The organism is Pseudoalteromonas sp. SWXJZ10B (genome assembly GCF_015864475.1).
GTDB classification, from domain to species: Bacteria; Pseudomonadota; Gammaproteobacteria; order Enterobacterales; family Alteromonadaceae; genus Pseudoalteromonas; species Pseudoalteromonas arctica.
Map to the genome: position 1 here is coordinate 51,738 of NZ_JADYXD010000014.1, position 23,437 is coordinate 75,174.

The 23,437-nt window shown below is 39.1% G+C and carries 19 protein-coding genes; 10 read left to right on the forward strand and 9 right to left on the reverse strand.

Features of this window, described 5'->3' with window-relative positions:
• Positions 1 to 235 precede the first annotated feature (235 nt).
• Positions 236 to 2,743 (forward strand): zinc-dependent metalloprotease, encoded by a 2,508-nt coding sequence (locus tag I6F54_RS13350; protein ID WP_197141736.1) that lies wholly within the window; start codon positions 236 to 238, stop codon positions 2,741 to 2,743.
• A 69-nt stretch (positions 2,744 to 2,812) separates the two neighbouring features.
• Here the strand turns inward: I6F54_RS13350 and I6F54_RS13355 are convergent, their stop codons facing one another.
• From I6F54_RS13355 to I6F54_RS13370, 4 genes are all read right to left on the reverse strand, one after another.
• Positions 2,813 to 3,601, reverse strand: a complete 789-nt coding sequence (locus tag I6F54_RS13355; RefSeq protein ID WP_197141738.1) for a PhzF family phenazine biosynthesis protein — start codon at positions 3,599 to 3,601, stop codon at positions 2,813 to 2,815.
• 19 nt (positions 3,602 to 3,620) lie between these two features.
• Positions 3,621 to 4,094, reverse strand: a complete 474-nt coding sequence (locus I6F54_RS13360) for a pilin (protein WP_010554538.1) — start codon at positions 4,092 to 4,094, stop codon at positions 3,621 to 3,623.
• Entirely contained in the window at positions 4,091 to 4,915 is an 825-nt protein-coding gene (locus tag I6F54_RS13365; RefSeq protein ID WP_166419528.1) for a hypothetical protein, read from the reverse strand. Before I6F54_RS13365 ends, I6F54_RS13360 begins: the two co-directional genes overlap by 4 nt.
• A gap of 70 nt (positions 4,916 to 4,985) precedes the next feature.
• Entirely contained in the window at positions 4,986 to 5,600 is a 615-nt protein-coding gene (locus I6F54_RS13370) for a PQ-loop repeat-containing protein (protein ID WP_033012533.1), read from the reverse strand.
• A 290-nt stretch (positions 5,601 to 5,890) separates the two neighbouring features.
• Between I6F54_RS13370 and I6F54_RS13375 the strand changes: the two genes are divergently transcribed.
• Complete coding sequence (locus tag I6F54_RS13375) at positions 5,891 to 7,027, forward strand: PepSY-associated TM helix domain-containing protein (protein ID WP_197119551.1); 1,137 nt, start codon at positions 5,891 to 5,893, stop codon at positions 7,025 to 7,027.
• 483 nt (positions 7,028 to 7,510) lie between these two features.
• Here the strand turns inward: I6F54_RS13375 and I6F54_RS13380 are convergent, their stop codons facing one another.
• Positions 7,511 to 8,230, reverse strand: coding sequence for a DUF6445 family protein (locus I6F54_RS13380; RefSeq protein ID WP_197141740.1), 720 nt, complete (start codon positions 8,228 to 8,230; stop codon positions 7,511 to 7,513).
• 316 nt (positions 8,231 to 8,546) lie between these two features.
• On the opposite strand from I6F54_RS13380, the gene I6F54_RS13385 reads away from it, so the two are divergent.
• Complete coding sequence (locus tag I6F54_RS13385; RefSeq protein ID WP_197141743.1) at positions 8,547 to 9,707, forward strand: tetratricopeptide repeat protein; 1,161 nt, start codon at positions 8,547 to 8,549, stop codon at positions 9,705 to 9,707.
• Between the two features lie 16 nt (positions 9,708 to 9,723).
• On the opposite strand, the gene I6F54_RS13390 is transcribed toward I6F54_RS13385, so the two are convergent.
• From I6F54_RS13390 to I6F54_RS13405, 4 genes are all read right to left on the reverse strand, one after another.
• The gene (locus I6F54_RS13390; protein WP_197141745.1) at positions 9,724 to 12,540 is read right to left on the reverse strand and encodes a TolB family protein; all 2,817 of its coding nucleotides are present in this window, start codon (positions 12,538 to 12,540) and stop codon (positions 9,724 to 9,726) included.
• Between the two features lie 122 nt (positions 12,541 to 12,662).
• A complete protein-coding gene (locus tag I6F54_RS13395; protein ID WP_197141754.1) occupies positions 12,663 to 14,210 on the reverse strand; it encodes a PH domain-containing protein in 1,548 nt (515 codons plus the stop codon).
• Positions 14,203 to 14,736 carry a PH domain-containing protein gene (locus I6F54_RS13400; RefSeq protein WP_197141762.1) on the reverse strand — a complete coding sequence of 178 codons (534 nt, stop codon included), beginning with the start codon at positions 14,734 to 14,736 and terminating at the stop codon, positions 14,203 to 14,205. Before I6F54_RS13400 ends, I6F54_RS13395 begins: the two co-directional genes overlap by 8 nt.
• 21 nt (positions 14,737 to 14,757) lie before the next feature.
• Positions 14,758 to 15,612, reverse strand: coding sequence for a D-hexose-6-phosphate mutarotase (locus I6F54_RS13405; RefSeq protein WP_197141764.1), 855 nt, complete (start codon positions 15,610 to 15,612; stop codon positions 14,758 to 14,760).
• Between the two features lie 427 nt (positions 15,613 to 16,039).
• Here I6F54_RS13405 and I6F54_RS13410 point away from each other — a divergent pair, with 427 nt between their 5' ends.
• The 7 genes from I6F54_RS13410 to I6F54_RS13440 all read left to right on the forward strand — a co-directional run bounded on the left by I6F54_RS13410 (position 16,040) and on the right by I6F54_RS13440 (position 23,416).
• Entirely contained in the window at positions 16,040 to 16,522 is a 483-nt protein-coding gene (locus I6F54_RS13410; protein ID WP_010554531.1) for a MarR family winged helix-turn-helix transcriptional regulator, read from the forward strand.
• 99 nt (positions 16,523 to 16,621) lie between these two features.
• The gene (locus tag I6F54_RS13415; protein WP_007580455.1) at positions 16,622 to 17,947 is read left to right on the forward strand and encodes a hypothetical protein; all 1,326 of its coding nucleotides are present in this window, start codon (positions 16,622 to 16,624) and stop codon (positions 17,945 to 17,947) included.
• Positions 17,948 to 18,074: 127 nt separating this feature from the next.
• Positions 18,075 to 18,470 carry a YbaN family protein gene (locus I6F54_RS13420; RefSeq protein WP_007580453.1) on the forward strand — a complete coding sequence of 132 codons (396 nt, stop codon included), beginning with the start codon at positions 18,075 to 18,077 and terminating at the stop codon, positions 18,468 to 18,470.
• A 124-nt stretch (positions 18,471 to 18,594) separates the two neighbouring features.
• Positions 18,595 to 19,227, forward strand: a complete 633-nt coding sequence (locus I6F54_RS13425; RefSeq protein ID WP_165729369.1) for a PepSY-associated TM helix domain-containing protein — start codon at positions 18,595 to 18,597, stop codon at positions 19,225 to 19,227.
• Positions 19,227 to 19,736: a DUF2271 domain-containing protein gene (locus I6F54_RS13430; protein WP_165722677.1), complete on the forward strand. Its 510-nt coding sequence runs from the start codon at positions 19,227 to 19,229 to the stop codon at positions 19,734 to 19,736. The genes I6F54_RS13425 and I6F54_RS13430 overlap by 1 nt, the downstream gene beginning before the upstream one ends.
• 34 nt (positions 19,737 to 19,770) lie before the next feature.
• Positions 19,771 to 20,616 carry a DUF4198 domain-containing protein gene (locus tag I6F54_RS13435; RefSeq protein WP_165729368.1) on the forward strand — a complete coding sequence of 282 codons (846 nt, stop codon included), beginning with the start codon at positions 19,771 to 19,773 and terminating at the stop codon, positions 20,614 to 20,616.
• A 268-nt stretch (positions 20,617 to 20,884) separates the two neighbouring features.
• Complete coding sequence (locus tag I6F54_RS13440; protein WP_197141766.1) at positions 20,885 to 23,416, forward strand: TonB-dependent receptor plug domain-containing protein; 2,532 nt, start codon at positions 20,885 to 20,887, stop codon at positions 23,414 to 23,416.
• The last annotated feature ends 21 nt before the right edge of the window (positions 23,417 to 23,437 follow it).

Below are 23,437 nucleotides of genomic sequence, written 5' to 3' on the forward strand. Positions count from 1 at the left end.
ACATTAAGGTGACATTTGTAAGCAACTGTTGCAAATACATATAAACCACTGCTATTTAGGGCTATAAAAATAACTTTGCATGCAGCTCACCTCATTCGTTATATTTTGTTACAAACTTTTGTTTATTAATATCAGTTGATTAGCGTTGTACACTTAAATTTCGTCGCGAAGATGTGCGAAATTAAATTAATTTACGTACAGTCCAATTAAATTAACAAATATTAAAAGTCTCAAAATGAAATTAACGACCATCACCCTTGCGCTTAGCTTAGCGTTTGGCAGCCATGCATTTGCAGCCGATAAAAAAGACGAAAAAGAGCCAAAAACACTTAGCGAAATGATCAAAGGACAAACCGAATTTGCCGGTATATTTAGCCTTTATCAAGACGAAAAAACCGGTAAGCACCTTATGGTGATTAACGAGTCCCAACTTAATACGCCGTTTGTATATTTTGCGCACACTGTCGATGGCGTTACAGATGCAGGCCATTATCGTGGTTCGTACCGTGAAACTAAGTTAATTGAATTTAGAAAATACTTTGATCGTATCGATATCATTAGCAAAACACCTCGCTACAAATTTGACGAAAACAGTGCAATTTCAAAAGCGAGTGATGCCAATATTAGTGAAGCGGTACTTGCGAGCATTAAAATAGAAAAAGAAGAAAACGGTAAAATAGCATTCAACGTAAATAAGTTATTTTTAAGCGAATCACTTCATAAAGTATCACCTACGCCAAATCCAGCTGATAAAAACGCTAAAAAGCGCTTTAAAGTAGGCAAATTAGACGATAAAAAATCACGCATTATTAAACAGCGTCCATACCCTAATAACTTAGACGTGGTTGTTGATTACGTATTTACTAACCCAAGCCCAACGGTACGCGGCTCAAATGCAGTAAGCGACCCGCGTAGTATATCGGTAAAAGTACAACACTCGTTTGTTGCTCTACCTAGCAACAACTATGCACCTCGTATGGATGATGCGCGCATTGGTTATTTTACAAATCAATTTGATCAAATGACATCTGCCGATTGGGCACCTTATGAAGATGTTATAAAACGTTGGGATCTACAAAAGAAAGACCCTAGTGCAGCACTTTCAGAGCCAGTAAAACCAATTACTTGGTGGATAGAAAACACCACACCTATCCAATGGCGCGACACTATTCGTGACGCTGTTTTAACGTGGAATACTTCTTTTGAAAAAGCCGGTTTTAAAAATGCCTTAGAGGTAAAAGTACAACCAGATGATGCAGACTGGGATGCGGGCGATATTAATTACAACGTACTGCGTTGGACTTCGTCACCTAAGCCTCCATTTGGCGGATACGGACCAGCACTTGCTAACCCATTAACAGGCGAAATACTGGGCTCAGACATTATGCTTGAGTTTGTATTTATGAAAAACCGCTGGATTTACGACACACTTTTCACGCAAGGAACAATGAGCCACGGTGAAACAACAAATACCGGCGAGTTAAATTGCTCATTAGGGCATGAAATTCAACAAAACCTAATGCTTGCCAAAGGTCTTGCTAGCGGCGACAAAATTGAAGATAAAGAAATGCTTCGCCAAGGTTTAACCCAATTAGTACTTCACGAAGTTGGCCATACTTTAGGCCTTAACCACAATATGAAATCATCTATTTTGTGGGATGAAAAAGAAGTACACGATAAAAATAAAACCCAAGGCATAGTAACCGGTTCTGTTATGGATTATGCACCAGCTAACATTGCCCCAATTGGTATGCAGCAAGGTGATATTTTTCAAACAAAACCAGGCCCTTATGATGATTGGGCTATTAACTATGGCTACAGCGTAGCACTTGCAGATGAAGCTGCTGAGCAAGCTAGACTTGAAAAAATACTTGCTCGTTCAAGTGAACATGCCCTTGCCTTTGGTAACGATGCAGACGATATGCGCGCACCAGGTCGCCATATCGATCCACGTGTCATGATTGGTGATTTGTCGTCAAATCCTGCGGCCTATGGCGCAGATCGTATGGCGTTAATTAATAAATTATTTACTGAGCTAAAAGATAAAGCAACGGTTAAAGGTGAGTCTTACCAACAGCTTGTTACCTCTGCTAATAGCTTATTTGGTCAATACCGAGCTCAAGCAGGTGTTGTTTCTCGCCAAATTGGTGGTGTGTACGTTGAGCGTGCTGTAGTGGGTGATGCAAACGCAGATAAACCATTTACACCGGTATCTCTTGAACGTCAAACACAAGCGATGGATATATTAGCCAAGTTTGTATTTGCACCAGACGTACTACAAAACATGCAACCTCTATATAGCTACTTGCAACTGCAACGTCGTGGCTTTAATCACTTTGGTAAAAATGAAGACCCTAAAGCACACAAAATGATTTTAGGTATGCAAAAATCTGTACTTGCGCAGCTATTACACCCAGCCGTATTACTGCGTATTTCTGATACTGCTTTGTACGGCAATGAATATAGCCTAACTCAGTTTATGCAAGATTTAACCGCTAATATTTTTGTGAAAAGCAAAGACGCAAATTCTATTAGTCACAACTTACAAATTGAGTATGTTAATCAGCTAATCGCAATTGCAGGTCTTGGCAAAGCAAGTAAGTACGATAACTTAGCTAAAACAGCTGCGTTATATCAGCTAACTCAAATAGCCGATACCAGCACTGCTTGGGGTGCAGATACAGCAACTAAAGCGCATAAAAAATATATTGATCGCTTAATTGCAAAAGCACTAGAAGCGTAAAATATCTCTAAAAATTGAGTAAACCAAGGCCACGTTTAACGTGGCCTTTTTTATAACTTAATTCACAGATCAAATATAAATAGTGCCTTTTAAATACCTTACAGCATGCCCCGTTAAGGTGACGGTTGTATCACCCACTTCACATAGTAAATATCCGCCTCTGCTTGAAGCCTGATAAGCGCTTAACGTAGTTTTACCCAATTGCTGCGCCCAGTAAGGTGCCAAACCAGTATGAATAGAGCCTGTTACATAATCTTCGTCGCCACCGCTTGCAGGCCAAAAATAACGAGATATAAAATCATATTCAGCACTTGCAGCAGTGGCCACTACATCAAGTGGATAAAGCGTTTTTAAAAGCTCTGAGCTAGTTTTTAATTCAAGTATTTGATCGGCGTTTTCATAAATAACAAAGTAGGCTTGGCCATTTTTAAGCACTTTACTCGGTTGTATAGACAGGCCGTCAAGCAGTTGCTGAGGCACATTTTGCACTTCAACCGGTGCTTGTTTTGGAAAGGTCATTGCAAAGCTACCATCAGCGTTTTTATTAACGATTAGCTCGCCCACCGCATCAGCAATAAAGCGAATTTGCGATATGTTATGCTCTTCACATAAAACATAGGCAGCCGCAAGTGTGGCGTGACCACAAAAATCGATTTCCATTAACGGCGAAAACCAACGAATAACAAAACTTCCATCGTCTTGCAGGCAGGTAAAAGCAGTTTCAGATACGTTATTCTCAGCGCCAATCTTTAGCATTAAATCGTCACTTAACCACGATTCTAGTGGGATCACTGCCGCATAATTACCTTTAAATAACTCATTCGTAAACGCATCAATTTGATGAATAGCTAATTGCACTTTAATCCCCTAAACTATTTTATATACACGCTGAAGGTAAAATTTCTTTTGGTACTGTTGTTTTATTTTCGCCAACCGCTTGCATGCCAGTTACCGGTTCGTCAAACCCACATAACCACGCAATCGGGCTTGTAGGGCTTCCCGTTACAACTGCGGGTCTGAATGTTAAAACTGTATTTTGCAAAAGCTGTGAAGCTTTATTACCCAAGCTAATATGAATAGCACCATTATCAACTGTAATACCTGTTACTCGATTGCCAATCAAAAATTTACTTGCAGGCACACCTGCTTGTTCATTACTTGCTGGAAAACGCCTGTTTTCAAGATAATAAACCGTAACGTCTTCTCTAATGGCAGCTGCCATTGCAAGTGGGTCAACAAGTTCTGCTCGTTGTATATACTTACTGTATTGAGGTAGCGCAACCGCAGCTAAAATACCAATAATGGACACCACCACCATCAACTCTATTAACGTAAATCCTTTTGTTCTCATAGCACTTCTCCTAGCATAAATAGTGGTTGATAAGCCGCTTTCACAAATAAGCAAATAGACACAACAATGACCAAACCATAAACAATAACGAGCTTATTTATAAAGCTTTTAATATGTGTATTAAGTAACTTTAGCTGCTGCTTTAATAACGCTTTAAATTCTTCTTGGGTTTCTAAACCTAGCAGCTCGCATTGAGCTAAGTGCTGGGTTTGAGGTGTAGAGGCTTTAACACCCTTTTTATGATTACTTGGAAATAATAGCGTGGTAATTAAAGAGTTATGCTCATTAATTAATTGACGAGGAATAAGAAATTTAAATAAACCCGAAAAAGGCTTTAGCTCTGTGAGAGCACTTACATTTTTTAGCTTTAAAATAACGGTAAAAATAACACTCAGCAATAAAACGAGTAAAATAATTGGCACATACCAGTACGTAAAATAATCATCAAATACATGATTTAAAGAAACAGTATGCTTGCTATATATCTCAACAAAAGTAGGCACAACAAAAGACTGATACAACAAAGAGGATAAAACATAAATAACAAATACAATGGTTAAGTAACTAAGCCAGCCCTTGTGCTCAAACTTAAATTCGTTAACTAATTCCGGTAAACATTGATAATACGTAGCTTGCTTTTGCGATGTTGCCTCATCTTGAGATGCAATTTGCGTCACCAGATTATGCGCTAATTTACTATGCGACCCGCTATTGGCATACATATTTAAATGGGGCTGTGTACTCAGCTCATCTTTTTGCTCTGTACTTAGTGTTTTAGAGCTATTAACACGGCAAATATAGCCAAACTGATTCCAATTCATACTTTATCCTTTTATTAGATAAAGTAATTTGCCATAAATTAGGCTAAATAGGAACTTAAGTAGCTTGTTTTTAAGCCATTACAGGCCGCATTCTATAATATTGCATACAACCAAATTGCACAGCATTGGTAAGCAACAGCATAATAAACATAAGTAAGTGCGCTGTGCTTGGAGCCGCTGTTGTAAGCTCAACAACTAAGCCGCAAATACCAGCAATAAACTGCAAGCTAAAGTAGCGCGCGCTTAAATTACTTACATTACCCGTACGCAATGTTTTATAAGTTTGCGGCATAACACGTACCGAACTCATCACAAGGCCAACATACGTTAAAGCGCTTAATACCGTTGCAGTATCGAGGCTTGAATTCAAAAGTAGTGAAAAAGGCAGTAACGAAAAACCTAGCATAGTAAACAACTGTACCCGTTCTCGTTTAGCTGCGTTATAACGTGCAAAAAAATACAAAATAAGTCCGCTTAACGCACCGGTTACAATAAATGGTAACGCAATATAAAAACGCTCAAAATAAATATTGTAGGTTATAAAATAAAGGCTTTGTGCTAACCCAAACGTCATCATCAATAGTGATAAACCTGAGACACTACGATTTTTTCGAATTTTGTTTAGTAATGGTAAAAAACTAAAAACCAAAATAAATGAAGACAATATAGGCAAATAATGCGCCAAAGCAACCTCGCTCGTTACATAAATGTTAATTAAAAGCAGAAATAAAAACATTTAATAAACATTTGTTTTAAAAGGCTTTTACTATGAGCGCGGCATTGTAGAGCCGCGTAAATTTAACTCAACTAAATAAGAAATTCTTGTTTTAGGTACTGGCAAGCTAGGTATACAAAAACCGTAGAATTAAGTTCACGGTTTACCGGTTTAATAGAAAGCCTCACCGTCAAACTGTTAAATAAAAATGATAGTTGTTATCATGCGCAAGTCATTAACTGCTGTATATAAAACTACCTATGAGAAAAACTCTTTTTAAAATTCACAGTTGGATCGCTCTAATAGCTATCATTCCATTGATTGTTATTAGTATTACAGGGAGCGTATTAGTTTTTAAAAGTGAAATAGATGGCTTACTTATGCCAAGCAGCCACTTTGTTGTAAATGCACTGCCAGAGCGCATGCCAATCGACACGTTAATTGCAAAAACAGAGCATGCTTACCCTGAATATGTAGTAGGTAGTTGGGAAATATTTAACAATGATACAGCTGATCGGGTTTACTTAGTCAAACGCGGCACAGAGCAATGGTATAAGTTTCATTTAAACCAGTATACGGGTGACATTTTGTCTGAACCTGTTGGTACCAGCCATTATTTTACCGATTGGTTTTTAGAACTACATTACACTTTTTTACTGAACGACTTTAAAAACCTGCCAGGGCAAACAGGCACTGTACTAGGCTTCTTTTTTGCTCTGTTTTTATTGGTATTAGGTATTACTGGGCTTATTATTTATCGTAAATTTTGGCAGCGTCTATTTAGTGTGCGCTGGCGTGCAACACTGCAAATTGTACTTAGCGACATTCATAAAATGACGGGGGTTATAGGATCTCCCATCATTATTATTTTAGCTATCACAGGTGGCTACTTTAACTGGGCGGTGTGGTATCACGAAGTTATTGAACACGCAGAGGAAGAGCACTTTGTACTAACCAAAAACCTACACAGTAGCGATATTTCGTTTCAACGCATACTTGATGACAGTAAAAAGCAAATACCCACTTTTAACGGCACGTTTTTAGTTATGCCACTCGAACCTGACGAAAATATTACTTTATTCGGCGAAGTCGATACCGCCAACCCACTTGCTAGTGAGTATGCCAATACGGTTAGCTATAACAAGCTAACAGGCGAGCACATAGCTAACTGGGATATTCGCGAAGTAGGCGTTGGCTGGCAGGTAATTGATAGCTTTAGAAAGCTTCATTTTGGCTACTTTGCAGGGCTAATAAGTAAAATACTGTGGTGCGTAATTGGTTTAAGCCCAGTGTGGCTAGCAGGTACTGGTTTTTATTTATGGTTTACTCGCCGAAAACGTAAAAAACAATCACAAAAAAACCGTTTAAATAAACGCCAAGTCACTAGGGCGTGTTGATCTTTGGTGGGTGAATTTGCAGCAGTATGTTTGGTTTTTAGGCAAGGCGGAGCCTATGTAGTGTGGTTATTCCCCATGAATAGGCGATAACGCAGCATAAATACCAAACATGCGCTGCCCTTTGGGTTCTTTCTAGGGACGATTGACTCTTTGTTGCTCGGTTTTTACTTAGCCCACTAGGTTACAAACCTCGCGCCGCGATTTAATCGCCCCTAGATTGAACAAATTTCAATCCACAAAGTTCAACATGCCCTAGCGTTTAAAAATAATAGCTTATGATTCATTTAATAATAAGCTATTTATAAATTATAAAAACAGCACTCTACATATTATTTATAGAAGAGAGTGCGCAATAATACTTAGTCATTTTGAGGGAGTAAACCTAACGCTAGTTGCATTAAAAACGTCTCATTTAGAACAACTAAGTAACGAAATTTTTGCCTTACTATCGACAAGATTTTTCTGCCTAAAAAGAATTATTAATTAATCTTCGCACATCCAAAAAAATGTTATCGCCAGCCTTTTAGTATTTAAATCATCTCCAAAATACTCAGATGCACTGTGAACAATACTACCTTTAAATATAATTAAACGATTAAAGCGATTCTCAATATCTATGTCTTTATACCATGCGCTATATGGAAGGCTACTTACATTAAGTGCATCAACAAGGTTAGCATAAGGAGGATCGACAATATTTCCTCCTGCCGCTTCATTTGCATACTTTAAACGATAAAAAGAGGTACCGGCAGAGGTAATTGGATCAGGATTTAAATACAAAACAGCAGCGTATCTACATAAATAACGATTATCTACATGAGGCCTAGAAGCCCCTTCTTCAGCCCCCACTAAAATTGCAGTATTGGTATCAACTACAACCTTATTGGAATCAGCAACCCATAATTTATTTTTTTTGATAACTGACTTAACATATTTTTCTATTTTTTTAAGCTGTTTACTATTTAGAGCATTAGGAGTGCGCATTCCAGGCCAAAGTTCTTTGGTATACGGCTTACCGTACTTCCAAACCTCTTTTTTTAAACATGAAGAACGAATAGCCATTGCTTCTTCATGTTTAAAAAACTCATCAACAACCCAATAGTTACTACCTAGTTCTGGCTTTTCATACCTTAAACCAGGTGCGTTGGAGGGGACGCTTGGAAGTACAACGCTCTTGGGAACTTTCTGATGCTTAAATGACATTGTCAAAATACTTATTTTATTAAAACAGCTCAGAATATAACATTTACTTAACAGTCATTTAAAGTGAATAATAAAACTCTACTTAGCGCATACCCAAAGCTACTACCGTTATTTTGCCTACAGCTCTGTATTAGGGCTGAGGGCATAGTTTATTAGTGTTTCATTATAAAACTATGGTCACATTAGTATTTAAGCCAAAATTTTATACATCGTAAATTTAGCATTAGTCCATTTATAAAATTTTTAGAAAAAACATCTATAACATTGATTAAAAACCCACCACATTGTAATGTAAAAATTAACAAAGGAGTGGGTTATGATATTTATCAAAATAGTTATTAGTATTACCTTTTTATTTTTAGTTGGATGTAACACAACCAAGGTTCAGCAAGTAGAACAACAAGTAGGGCTTGAACAACTATTAAACCATTCTTTGTTTAATAAACTAGACACACCTTCCGAGCACAGTATTTTTGAGTTACCGGATGCTGAAAAAGAAATGTTTTTAGCTTACGCCGAAAACCAAAAGCTATCCCAAATCCGTGATGACCGCATAATTTACAACTACCTCGAAAGCCAGATAGCTAACTTTAAATACCATGGCGATACACTTACTTCAGCTCAAACCCTAAAGCGTTCGCAAGGTAATTGCATTAGTTTAGCCATTTTAACGCAAAGCTACGCACAAGCTCTTGGGTTAGAAACAAGCTTTCAAGAAGTTACAAGTAAGCCCATATACGCAAAAGAAAATAATGTTGTTTATGTCGCTAATCACTTTAGAACAAAAGTATATGCTCCAAAAGTAGAGAAAAAAGATGATAATATAATTGAGTTTTTCAGAGCGGGCACCTTAATTGATTACTTCCCTACTCGTCGCAGTTTTTATTCAAGCAGCGCAGACTATAACGATTTAGTTTCTAAGTTTTACAGTAACTTAGCTGCAACAGCGCTAGCAGACAAACAGCTGGATATTGCTTACTCACTTATTCTACAAGCAAACAAATACACTCCCAATGATCCTGAATTATTTAATATAGCGGGCATTTTGCATCGTCGGGCTGGTGATTTACAAAGCGCTAAAAACATCTATCAAACAGCACTTAGTAATAATGAAATAAGCATTAATTTAATCAGCAACTATCAGCTTTTAGCTAAAAAATTAGGCGACAAAGAGCTTGTTAAGGAGCTCACCTCACAATTAGTTAATAAAGAAAAAGACCCATATGAATTACTAGTAATCGCTAAAAACGACTTACAAGCTGGCCACGCTCATCAGGCTAAAGCACACCTTGAGCAAGCTATTACTAAAGCGCCTTACATTGCTGAGTTATACTTGGAACTCGCAAAAGTTCGCTATCAACAAGGTAATATTAAACAAACACAAACCTTACTTGAGAAAGCAATTGAACTAGAACGTGATAATCAAAAACTCGATGTATATCAAGCTAAGTTACTATCCTTGCAGATGGATAAGTAACTTAGCCAGTTAATATTTATAACGAATAATAAAAGCTCAGCCAAGCACGCATTTCATCTTCAAAACTGTCGCCTTCTACTCGCGACAGTCCCATATTAAATGTTAAATCATTTACGCCTGCAGGCCCCATTCCAAAACTAAAATCACCTTGGTACTTTAAGCCGTAACTTTGTGCATATACGGTGTCGTCGAGTTGATGTTGCTTATAATAAAGCCACGGCATGCCTTCTTCAAAGCTAAAGCCGCCACCGTAGCCTTGATAGCGCTTTGCAGTTGCGCTGTAAAAAGGCAGCTCAGATGAAAGTACATATTCACTATTTTGCTGCTGATTAATAAGATTTGAGCTAAAGCCACCTAATGCAAGGCTGCTGTCGTCACGTTGCTTTTGATCAAAGTTTGCATAAAGAGGAATACCAAACGCTTTACCAAAAATTTTGGCGGCTAAATCGTAACCTTGCCAACTATTGCTCTTACTACTGCCATCGTACCAACTCGCATAAATACTTTGGCCTATAGCAAAGTCTTGACGATCATATTGCCAATTTTGAGCAACGCCTAAACGCGTCCAATTTTTATGGCTTTGCTTATAATCAGTGTAATTGTAGGCAAGCTCTGGCGTTAAACTTAACTGTCCAAATTTAACGGGGTAACTTATTGCGGCAAAACCACCACGGGCATCCATGTCTGCACTTAGACTTTGCTGATACTGGCGCGATGTATCTAAATTGTAGTCAAACAGTGCAAGTTTCAGTTTTACATCAAGCGCATTATATTTTGCCTGCACATAACCACCGTGCAATGCCCCATCGTGTAAATCAGTGCTATATCCCGCTTGTAAGTCGAGTTGCTTTAATAAGTCGCTACTTTTAATGCTTAAATCTAACAAACTGGTAGAAGCCGAATAATACTGCGTTCCTAGTGCAAAAGTAACGTGCTGGTCGAGCACGTTGTAATTTGTTTGCTGCGTTGTTTGGTGCGTATATATTTTAGCTTTTGGAAGTGTATGTTCGTTTACTATTAGCAGCGGTGCTTTTTTGTTAGCTGCAAACTCAGTAACTACAGTGCTTTTTATAGCTTTTGGCAGTGTTTTTACATTTGGCCCATCTGCGGTTATCGAAAAATAGAGTAACGAGCCATCAGCCATTTCAATTGGGTGGGCAACGGCATCTTGCCCTTGGGTTAACTTGGTGAGTGTTTTACTCTCTATGTTGTAGTTATAAATATCGGTGGCGCTATTTAAACCTGCAACAAAGTAAAGTGACTCGCCATTATGGCTAAAGCTTGGCTGACTTAAATATTGATACCCGTTTGGCATAGGTACTGATAGCTGTTGTTCGCCGCTTATACCTTGTATATACAATTGCCAATTTTCATTTAATGACGTTGATAAATAAGCTAATTTAGTTTCGTCAGGACTGAGAATTGGGTAATCGTAAGTTGTCTCAAGGCTTTTTGTAAATAATGGTGTGATGGTTTGCGTATTGAGATCAACCTTTACTAATTCAGAGTAGCCATCTCTTATTTGCTCGCCATACAAGGTTTCGCCGTTACTGGTTACGCTAAATCGTCGTATACCAGCAAGTTCAGTAAGTTGTGTAATATTTCCAGTGTCAGTGTTATAGCTAAATATGTCAGACACTTTGTTATAAATACCCGACTCTTCATTGCTGTACGCATTAAAATATAACGTTGTGCTATTTACCCATTGAGGGTTTGCAATACCGGCTCGGTTAATTTGATTAAGCACTTGTTTTTGTTCGCGCTTAAACACACTGGGCGCTGTATCGGGAATATCTTGTGCATCGTTTTCGAGTAGCTCTTTTTGCGCTTTAGTAAACTCTTCTTGCGCTTTAATGTTGTCATCAGTGCTATAAATTATAAGCTTGGTATTACTCTCTTTATCTCGCTCAACAATCGCAATTTTACTACCATCTTTTGAAAGTACTGGGTTACTTGCATATAAGTTAAGCTCAAGCCAAAGTTCACTATTAAGTAACGGCTCCCCTTGCTCTATTTGCATTGCTTTATAGGTATATTCAGCTATAAATCGGCGATATAGCTTGGCTGCACTTTGCCCAAACACACCGCTAAATGCCTCATCAAAATCACGCGTTTTTACGCCTTGCATTCGCGTCCAAACACTATCGAGTGTTTGCTCTGAATAGTTTTTCTCTAACCAATTTAAAAAGCGACTACCCATTAAATACGCCATTGAGCCGCCCATAAAGCCCTGCTCGCCATTTAACTGCCCATAGGTTGGCAGTGCGCCCTGTTGAGCAAATTCTCGCAGTATTGACTCTGAGTAGTTATCAAACAAACGTCCACGACCCGTCATTTTAGACTCAATCAATGTGGCATAACCTTCGGCTACCCAGCGCGGCGTATCACTGTAGGTTAAGTCGTATAAATCCCATATACCACGTACTTTCTGCTGCCAGTGATTGCGTGTAGGCTGTGCTAAGTGCACTAAGTGAATATATTCATGCAACACAAGCAACTGCTGCCAGCCAGCGCTGTTTGATATAACTGTGTCGGATTGTGGTGGGGTTGTAAAAAGTGCCATTACAGGGTTACTTGAGGTAGGTAGCGCAAAGCCGTTTGCTGCATTTAGGGGATCAAACACCACTACATCAACTGTTTTATCAAGTGCTCGGTTTTGCTGCTCAAGCACTTTGGTGCGTACTATTTCAAGCTCTGTTGCAGTTGATTTAGCAAAATCAGCATGCTCAACACTGTAGTGAATATTAAAATGTTCGGTATGAATAGTTTGCCAATCGGCTGCAAAGCTTGGTGCTGCTAGTAATAAAGCCGATGCGATAAGTGTTTTTTTCATGAGTGTCCCTAAAAGAATTCCTTAATACCATCTAGGGTATTATTAAATGTCTTTCATGGGCAGTAAGAAAGTGTAATAAAGCATGTGCAAATGTGTATTTACACATGTTTTATTAGGGGAGTTTACATCCAGCTGCGAGTATCTGACTCAATCTGCTTAATTGTAAAATCGATAATAAAGTCAGCATCTTGCTGCTTTATGTAGGGCATAAATGCAAAGCCTGAAGCAAGTTGTATGTATAGGCTTTTCAAGCCTGATTTGCGCATTAAGTACGTACTTATACTGCGCGCACTTTGCGCTTTATAAAGCTCAAAAACACGGTAATGAACGCCAATCATACCTTTGCGTACAACCATGTAAAATCGACCATTATCCTCATGCATGTAATAACCATAACGCTGATACGATAAAGTTACCAAGCCAGAAAACACCACCAAAACACCAAGGCTTATCAAAGTATTAATATCAGCAATAAAACAAAAGCCAAACACTAATGCACTGGGTAGCAGTGAATAAAAGCCTAAATTTTTATACAAAAGAGCGCGTTCTGCGCGCTTAAAAGCGAGTTTTTTACTATTAAACCACGGGTAAATCCATTGGCATACACTATCAACTTGTTCGCTATTTAATACAGGTAATACTAAGGTTTGTTTATTTTTTTTAGCCGCAACACCGGCTGCTATTCCGCCGCTACTTGCTTGCAAGCACTCAACGGTAAATCGCTTTAGCAATCGCCCCATTAGGTTTTGCTTAATAACAATAGATTGCACTTTATCCATGCTCATTGAAAGCTGATGGCGCTCTAACAAGCCAGCAATACGTTTAAATTTTTGACCTTTAAAATAAAGCTCAAAGTTATAAAAACGAATAAGCGACATAGTCACCGATAGCATTACAGCCACCAAAACTAACAAAACAATTAAGGTGATCATCGCAAAGGTAGCAGCACTTGCCAGCATGCCAAGCTCTTGCTGATAAAAGCCTTCTACTTTAGCAATAATTTGCTTCTCTAAAAAATCAACAATCAGGTTTATAAAAGGGGCAAAAGCAGCGATTGCTAAAATAGCCATATTCGACATTAAACCAAATTTGGCTATTTCTTTATTGCTAATGCTTAGGCTATTTTCAATAGTATCTACTTCGCTTTGCTCAGTGCTTTGTATTTCTTGCTGTTGCTGCGCTTTAAAAGCAAATATTTGTTTACGCATTTGCTGTGCGTAGTCTTTAGTGACGCCGGGTAAAACAACTTCTTGCGACACACTGCCTGCAGCATCAAAAATACAATTAACTAAGTTTACGGGGGTAAAATAAAATGGCTCGGCAATATTAACATTTTGTACGCGGCCAAATTTAAGCGTAAGTCGCTCTTTTTTAAATACGCCTTTGTTAAGCAATATTTCGTTATCGCTACTAATACAAAACTTAAAATTTAAATAATATAAAAATGAGTAAACAAGCAACGAAATCAGCGCAATACCACCTGCAACTTGCGCCCAAAATAATTTATTTTCTACTTGAGTAACAAATACTACAAACATAGGCAGTAAGTTTAAAAGGCCATCTTTTACAAAGCGCACACTAAAATGCACAACAAAATATAAAAGCGCCCAAGACGATACTTTTTGCCAATCATTTGAGCTAGTTTGCTCCTCAGTAATACTATTACTCATCGACTAAAACCGCCTGAGGAGCCGTATCGTCTTGACGGTAGTTTTGTACAAATTGGCGCATATTTTTACAATCATCATGGGTTAACCCACTAATTTGCAAATCGGCACTTACGCCGCCTGCGCTAAATAATTTGATGCTCGCAAGGCTAAGCTTTCGCTCTATTGGCCCCTGATGTATTTCCATATGTTGTACTCGCGCTAAAGGCAATACCGTTACTTGTTGCCAAATAACGCCTTTTTTAAAAGCAATATCGTGGTTTCGTACCGCAAAACCTTGCAGCCTTATGCTAACCATGTTGTACAACATGGAAACAGCTACTAAAACGGGCATACCAATTAGCAAGTAAGTTTGCGCACTCTCAGCAAAAGCTTCGTTAAAATAACAAACCGCAATAAGTACCCCAATTAACGGAATATAAAATGTAAGCCAGTTAAGCTGAGTATGTAATAAGGCCTTGCCAGCTAAAGGCTTAAAATTAATGGCGCTATGCGCTGGTAAATCCATTATTTGTTGGTTGTTAAACACAATTGCATCCTATCGAGATTATTAATTAGCCCAGCTAATGGTGGTTACTAATGTATGATTTTGCTTTGGCTCAAGCGTTACTTTATCTGTCAGTACATTAGCAGCCTCTAGGCAGAGCATTGTTTTATATTCATCATCAGCAAAATTAGATAAGCGTTTGGATTTTTCTATCCATGGATTCCACAGTACACACGAGTTTGAATTTTCACGGATCACATTAATAACACCTTCTGGCGTATTAATAGTTTGTACTGCACTTGCTTGTGTATAAATCATGTCGGTTTCGCGCTCAAAACTTACAACGTCATTTTGCACAAATGGCCCTTCACTAAACTCAATATATTGCGCGCCTTGCAAACCATCAACATGGGTATTTGTAATGTCTGATGTAGGAAAATAGGTATGCAGCGCTTGAGTAAAGCTAAATGGCGTATTTCCTAAGTTAGTCGTAGTTAAGCGAACCTGTAACTTATCACTTAATATAAACTCCACTTTTAATGCTGACTGATGCGGCCAATACGTTGTATTAACTAGCTTCATAGGTAACTTTAAACTAACCGTAATTTGCTCATCAGATTCGTGTACTTCATCGGCTTGCCACACGCTTGTGCGCGCAAAACCATGAGCAGGCCACCCATCGTTAGCGTGTGTACCAAACCACGGCCAACAAACAGGAATACCACCTCGAATACTTGCCCCTTCTTGATAGGTTTCTTCTTGCGATACCCAAATAAGCGGCTCATTATTTTTAGGGGTAAATTGGGTAATTTGCCCACCTTGCAAGAATATTTTTGCATCGCACTTTGCACTAGCTACTTTAATAAACTCAAGACCGGTTTCGCTTTGCTCAATGCTAACTGATGGCGATAATTTCATACCTTCCCCTATAATACTGATACTAAAGATTTTTAATATTTGTGCAGAAACAATAATGCATGCTTAAAGTATACGCTATTGATATTAAATATTGATTGCTGAATTTGTTCATTGCCGATTAATACATATACAGTAAACTCACAAACAATTACTTTGTACTAACAGCTGTAAATGAATAATACTAAAGTCTATACAATAAGACTTGCCAATTATTCACAACATACGTACTGTGCGCAACTTAATGCACACAAGATGCTAAGAAAATTTACTATAATTTAAACAATATAATTTTACATTAGTTACTGCTCTAACTATTAAAAACCAACAAAAGCGGCCTAATGTGCAATATATTGTTTGAATTCAATTTATTTGATGTGTAACATTTCGCGATTACGGCAAACTACCGCCCCATCGATGAGATAAGCAAATGCAAAAATATGACGAGTTATTGGTTTCTTTACGTAAAGTGATCCGCGCGATTGACTTACATTCTAAGCAGCTAAATAAAACTTCGGGTTTAACTGGCCCACAATTGCTTATAATGCAAGAAGTTAAAAAAACCGATGGGATAACGGCGAGCCGTATTGCTCAAAACGTAAATTTAAGCCCAGCAACGGTCACCAATATTCTCGACAGAATAGAAAGCAGAAACTTAGTAACACGCGTACGCAGTCAAATGGATAAACGCAGAGTGAGCTTATACCTCACCGAGAAAGGAAAAGAGTTACTTGATAAAGCACCTCAGCCATTGCAAGAACACTTTATTGAAAAGTTTTCTGCGCTTGCTGAGTGGGAACAGAGCCTTTTACTCTCATCAATGCAGCGTGTAGCCGCGATGATGGATGCAGATAAATTAGATGCATCGCCCCTTCTAGAAGTTGGTGCACTTACTCAAGCTCCTAAAGAATAAACAATAAAAAAAATACATAGTTTTGTACTTACTCTAAACGTAAGGCGTTTTTTGACGTCTTGAATTTTTTATTTTTTAATCACAAGCAGAGCGGCTATTATGACTAAACTCTCAAAATTAACACTAGCACTAGTCCTAGGTGGTGTTACAAGCACTTCTTATGCGTCTGATGATCTAGACACACTACAAAGCCAACTTAAACAGCTAAAGCAACAAATGCAATTGCTTGAAAATAAGTTAGCTGATGAAAAAACAAAACAACAGCAAATTAATAAGCAGCACGAACAACAAGTTGCAAACATCAGTAAAAAATCTGATCAAAAAGTAGTTGAAGTTGCCGCAGCTGAACCTGAGAAAAAAGATGAAGGCATTAAAGTTGGTGGAGCAATACGCTTTAATTACAGCACCAACACATACGATGAAGATACCCAAGATCGCGGTGGCGATTTTGATTTTGATATTTTCCGTATAAATGTATCTGGTGAGATTAACGATATTTCACTTAACGGCGAAATACGTTTTTACGATTACATGACCGTTGTTAAGTATGCTTACTTAGGTTACGAGTTTGCAGATGGCTGGGAAGGACAAGCAGGCATTGCACCCGTGCCTTTTGGTAATGGCCCATACAACTCACACAGCTACTTTTTCAGTACTAATTATTACGTAGGTCTAGAAGACGATTTTGATTTAGGTGTAGTAGTAAAACGTAAACTTAAAGATAACTGGAAACTAGACCTAGGCTTTTTCAAAAATGATGAGCTAGGTGGTATAGACGGTGGCTCTTCAGATATTAACCATCGTTACTCTTACGACATTATTGGTAGTCGCTCAGCAGAGGAAGGTACATACGATGCACCAGGCTCTCGCATAGGCGAATACAATACGTTTGCCGGGCGTGCAACATACCAAATTGAGCACAGCAAAAATATAACTACCGATGTGGGTGTATCATTATTAAGTGGTGGTTTACATGACGGTAACGATCGTGCAGGTAACTACGGTGCATGGGCATTTCATGTTGATAGCACAATTAACAACTGGAATATCCAATTTCAACACGGTGAATACGACTACGATCTAGACGACAGCAGCGACCGCTTTGTTGTTGGTGCGTATGCGTATTATGACACTGTATCTAGCGAAGCAACTATGACTAACTTTAACGTTGCTTATAATTACTCGCTTGATTGGGGCCCAGTTACCGACATTCAATTTTACAACGATTACGGCATTATTTATGACAAGTCTGACGATAGCGCAGATACATGGATGAACGTAACGGGTATGAGTGTTGCTGCAGGTGGTTTCTTTAGTTACTTCGACTTTATTCAAGCACGTAACCAGCCATTTATTGGCGGAACAATTATTGGTGATGGCGATACAGAACGTCGCTTCAACATAAATATTGGTTACTACTTCTAAACTGTTAACCGCATTTATTTTTAAAAGGGCAAACTTAGTTTGCCCTTTTTTATTGATTTTAAGCTTCGAATTAATAGCTATTTAGCCTACAATTAGAGATACCATAACACGCCTAAAAAGAGCCTAAGTGAATATAAAAGCAGTGTTTATTTGTTATAAAAACTTATGGTTTAAAGCGCTTGGCTTAATACTTGTAGCCTTGGGTATTATTGGCATTGTGTTACCGGTCATGCCTACCACTATATTTTTTATTTTAGCGCTCACCTGCTTTACTCGCTCATCACCCGCGCTTGAACAATGGCTGTTAAACCACCCTCGTTACGGTGTAACTCTGCAGCAATGGCAAGCCCATAAAGTAGTGCCTGTTAAAGCCAAATGCTACGCCGCCATTGGCATGTTAATTGGATTTATATTTTTACTGTATTCAGCCGCCCCTATTTGGGTTATTTATCTCGTTGCAGTAATAGAAGTATCGGTAATGATTTACCTTATTTTAAGACCCTCCAGCCCCCCTAAGCATTAAATATTCATTTTTTACCTGCATACCACCTCTGTTTTAAAGTTTTTATGTAAAGATAAGTAAGTAAATTTGTAATAGCTAATGCAAATCATTATCATGTTGTAAATTTAATTTATTTACTGTTTTTATGTCGTTTATTAATAAGCGGGCTTTGTATAGTACAAGCCGTGCTCTACATATTTATATTTCTACAGCTTTGTTTTTTTTGCTTATTTTATTTTGCGTTAGCGGCATTGTGCTTAATCACGTCGATTGGCTTAAAAACGATAAAAATAACGGTCAAGTAACCGCAACGATTCCTGCAGAGCTAGTTACCAAAGCAAATGAGCAGCTAAATACCTTGCCAACGCTTTACCCAGAAATAGAAGCTTACTTAGCCGAGCAATATGCACTTACAAAAGTAAAAAGCATTGAGTGGGAAAAAGAAGACGCGCTTGTCATGCTCGACTACCCACTGCCTGCAGGGTTTGCCTACGCAGAGCTTGATTTTACAACTGGCGAGTTAAACCTTGATTACCAAACAGGTGGCTTTTTAAGCCTCATTGGCGACTTACATAAAGGCCGCCACAGCGGTGAAGTATGGAGTTGGGTAATTGATATATCTGCCGTACTAATGATTTTATTTGCCATCACCGGCATGATTATTTTGTTTCAAAATAGAAAAAAACGCTTAGCAGGAATATGGATAACCTTACTAGGAGTCGCAACTCCACTGGTTATTTATTTATGTTGGGTTCCACAAATAAAAGGAGTGTCTTAATGGTTAAATTTAAATTATTTATAAGCGCCGCATTACTGCTTGTAGCTGCGTTTTTTCAAACAACGGCGCATGCGCAAACACCACAGCTAGAGGTTGAATTAACGCTTCCCGACTTAGAAGTACAACCGTATCACCGTCCATACGTTGCAGTTTGGCTTGAAACACCAGAGCGCAAACACGTTACAACGCTTGCACTTTGGGTACAAAAAGCAGAATGGTTTAAAGACTTACGCCAATGGTGGCGTAAAGCCGGTAAAAGCGATGCCAACTTTGATGGCATTAGCGGCGCAACCAAGCGCGCGGGTACTTACACCATAAACTGGCAAGGTAATGATTTAGACGGTAACCCAGTAAAACCAGGTAAATACTTACTAAATATTGAAGTTGTACGCGAAGAAGGCGGCAGAGACTACACCCGTGTTGAGCTTGATTTAACTAAATCAGGCAAGCTGACAATTGATGGTAAAAACGAGTTTTCACAAAGCTTCGTCACTGTAAGCACTAAGTAGCTGCTACTTAATCATTTAAATTTAAGGAAATACAATGAAAATTAATTTATTAAAAACGGCATTAATCGGCGCATTGAGCTTATCTGCTTTAGTGTCAACTTCGGCAAGTGCACACGGACGTTGGTTACTACCTTCGCATACATCTTTATCAGGCGATAAAGCGCATTACGTAATGATTGACGCGAGCATTTCAAACGAAATTTTTGCACCAGACAAAGCCTTTAAACCTAAAGAAAAAGGCGCCGAGTACGACGACACATTATTAATGGCACTTGCGCCTAATGGTGAGCCAGTATCTGAAACCATCCGTGCTTATTACTTAAAACGTAAAAGCTCAGCTGCGGTAAGCTTAACAGAGCAAGGCACTTATCACATTGCAATGACCCAAAAGCCAATGTACATGACCTTCTATAAAAACGAAGAAGGTAAGCGCAAGCGTGTATTTGGTAAGAAAACAGACGCCGAGTTACCTAGCAATGCAAAAGATGTAACTACAACGAAGGTTGTTTCAACAGTAGATACATTTGTAAGCCGAAATGGCACCTCAAAGCCTGCCCTATTAGGTTTAGGCTTAGAGCTTAGCGGTCCAACGCATCCAAACGATTTATTTGTAGGTGAACAAGCACGTTTTCAGTTACTACAAGATGGTAAATCTGCTGGTGAAGGCGTTGAAGTAAGTATTTTAAAAGGCGACACACGCTACCGTAACGACCGTGGCGAAGTAAAAGTAACGACCGATAAAGAAGGTATGTTTACAATTACGTGGAAAGAACCAGGCCTATACCTAATCGAAACTTCTAACAAGGTTACCGTAAATGAAGAAGGCGTAGATGCAGGACGTTATGCATTATTTACAACGCTTGAAGTTGCCCCTGAATAATTTAAATCACTAAATTTAAAAAATTGAAAGGCCAAGCATTTGCTTGGCCTTTTTACGTCTTACTAACTTTTATCTAAAATTCCCTTGAATTCGCAACCATTCGACACAAGATTGCAACTACAACGATCCAAACGCCTATATCGCGCGTAAACAGTGATCTTATGTGTTAACAACTTAGAATATCTTAGATAGTTTTTATCTTTGCACTAGGGTAGTCGCTTCTATATGATGCGCTCCTTTTCGACTAGCAGCTCTTGGGGAACAATTAATGACTTTTAAGCGTTTATCTGCAAATAAACTCGCACTTAGCTTGGCCGTTACCACTGCACTTAGCACACCTTACTCTATGGCCGTTGCCGCAGAGCAAGATAATCAAGCAGAAAAAAATATCGAAGTAATTTCGGTTACCGGTACTCGCAGAAGCCTACGCAGTATTGCCGAAAGCACCGTACCTGTAGATATTATTACCAGCGGTGATATGCAAAGTACCGGTCAGCTAGAAATAAGCCAAATACTAGCAAACCAAGTACCTAGCTTTAACTACCCAAGTGCCACTATGGGTGATGGTACTGACCATGCAAAACCAGCTGTTTTACGTGGATTAGCACCCGATCACACACTAGTACTTATAAACGGTAAGCGCCGCCACGCTGGTGCGCTATTAAACTTAGCGGGCGTTGTTGGCCGAGGCTCTACAGCTGTTGATTTGAACATGATCCCAACCTCTGCAATTAAACGTGTTGAAGTACTACGTGACGGCGCAGCCGCACAGTACGGTTCTGATGCAATTGCTGGGGTAATTAACATTGTACTTAAAGATGCCTCAGAAGGCGGTAGCGTAAGCGTAACGTACGGTAAATACGATACTCAAATGGCTGGTGTATCTCAGCTAGACAGCACCTACGCAGATGCAAACGGCGACTTAGCCTTTAATACCGGTGGCGACAGAGAAGTAAACGACGGTGCAACACGCACTGTTAGTGCAAACTCTGGTTTTGCGTTATCTGATAACGGTTTTGTAAACGTATCAATTGAATACCGTGATAACGACTCAACTCAGCGCTCAGGTTTTGACCCACGCGAACAATACAGCCGCCTTGATGATGGCAGCCTAGACCCACGTGAATTTACTATCGATCGTTACAACCACCGCTTTGGTAAAGCAGACCTTGAAGATTACGCGTTGTTTTACAACATGGGTTACGATTTAGATAACGGCTTAAACCTTTATTCATTTGGTAGCTACTCAAAGCGTGAAGGTAATTCAGGTGGTTTTTACCGCCGAGCAAAAGACAGCCGTAACGTTTTAGAAGTGTACCCAGATGGCTTTTTGCCGCAAATTGAAACAGACGTACAAGACTACTCATTTGCACTGGGCTTACAAGGCGAAACTAACGACTGGACATGGGATGTAAGTACCAACTACGGCCGTAACGACTTTGGTTTCGGTGTTGTAAATAGTATTAACACATCACTAGGTGCCGACAGCCCAACTGAATTTGATAACGGTGCACTGGTTTACGATCAGTTTTTAGTAAACGCAACTGCCAATACCACTCTCGATTTAGGCTTACCTGATGACGTATTTTTTACCGTAGGTACTGAATACCGCCACGAAAGCTACAAAATAGAAGAAGGCGAAGAAGCGTCTTACATCACCGCACTTGATAGCGATGGTAACCCAATTGCAGCCGGTGGCGCGCAAGTACTTGCTGGTTTTGGACCAGAAAGTGCGACTGACGAAAGCCGTCATAACATCGCTTTATTTGTTGAGTTTGATACCTACTTAACAGAAAAATGGAACGTAGTTTTAGCGGGTCGTTATGAAGATTACAGCGACTTTGGTGACACATTTACTTCTAAGCTTGCTTCGCGTTACAGCATTACTGAAAACCTATCGCTGCGCGGTGCAATTAGTACAGGTTTTCGTGCGCCATCTTTAGCGCAAAGCTCGTACCGCCAAATATCAACCGTACTTGAAAACAACCAACCATTTGAAGTTGGTCTATTCCCAACCGATTCTGCAGCAGCGCAAGCGCTAGGTGCACAGCCGCTAGATGCAGAAGAGTCAGTAAACGTTACTGCGGGCTTTATTTACACTCAAGGCAGCTTTAGCTTAACTGTTGATGCGTACCGTATTGATATTGATGACCGTATTGTATTGTCTGAAAACTTAGAAGGCGATGCAGTTGTTGAAATACTACAAAATGCCGGTGAGCTAAATACCGAAAGCGTACGTTACTTTACCAACGCTATCGACTCACGCACGCAAGGTGTAGATATAGTTGCCACTTATAACTTAGATTTAGACAACTTAGGTGATTTACGTTTAAACGTAGCAGCTAACTTTAACGATACCGAAGTAACGCACGTAAACGACAACCCAGCACAGCTTAACTCACTAGGTGACGACTACGTAGTGTTTGCACGTCGTGAAGTAGGTCGCTTTGAAGAAGGCACGCCAGATAGCAAATGGAACCTATCTGCAGTATGGAACTTTAACGAATGGCAAACAACGCTTCGTGCCACACGTTATGGTGAAGTCGCTGATATATCAACTACAGCTGATCGCGATGAATACCTAGACCCTAAGTGGATCACCGACCTAGAAGTGGCATACCGTCCAGACGAATATTGGAAATTTGCCGTTGGTGCAAACAACTTGTTCGATCAGTACCCACAAGCCACCGTGAATAACATTGGTTACTCTGACTTTGGCCAAATATTCCCGTACACACCGTATGCGCCTTACGGATTAGACGGGCGTTTTTTATACGGTAATATTACTTACAGCTTTTAATTAGTTCCCTAATAAAAGCAG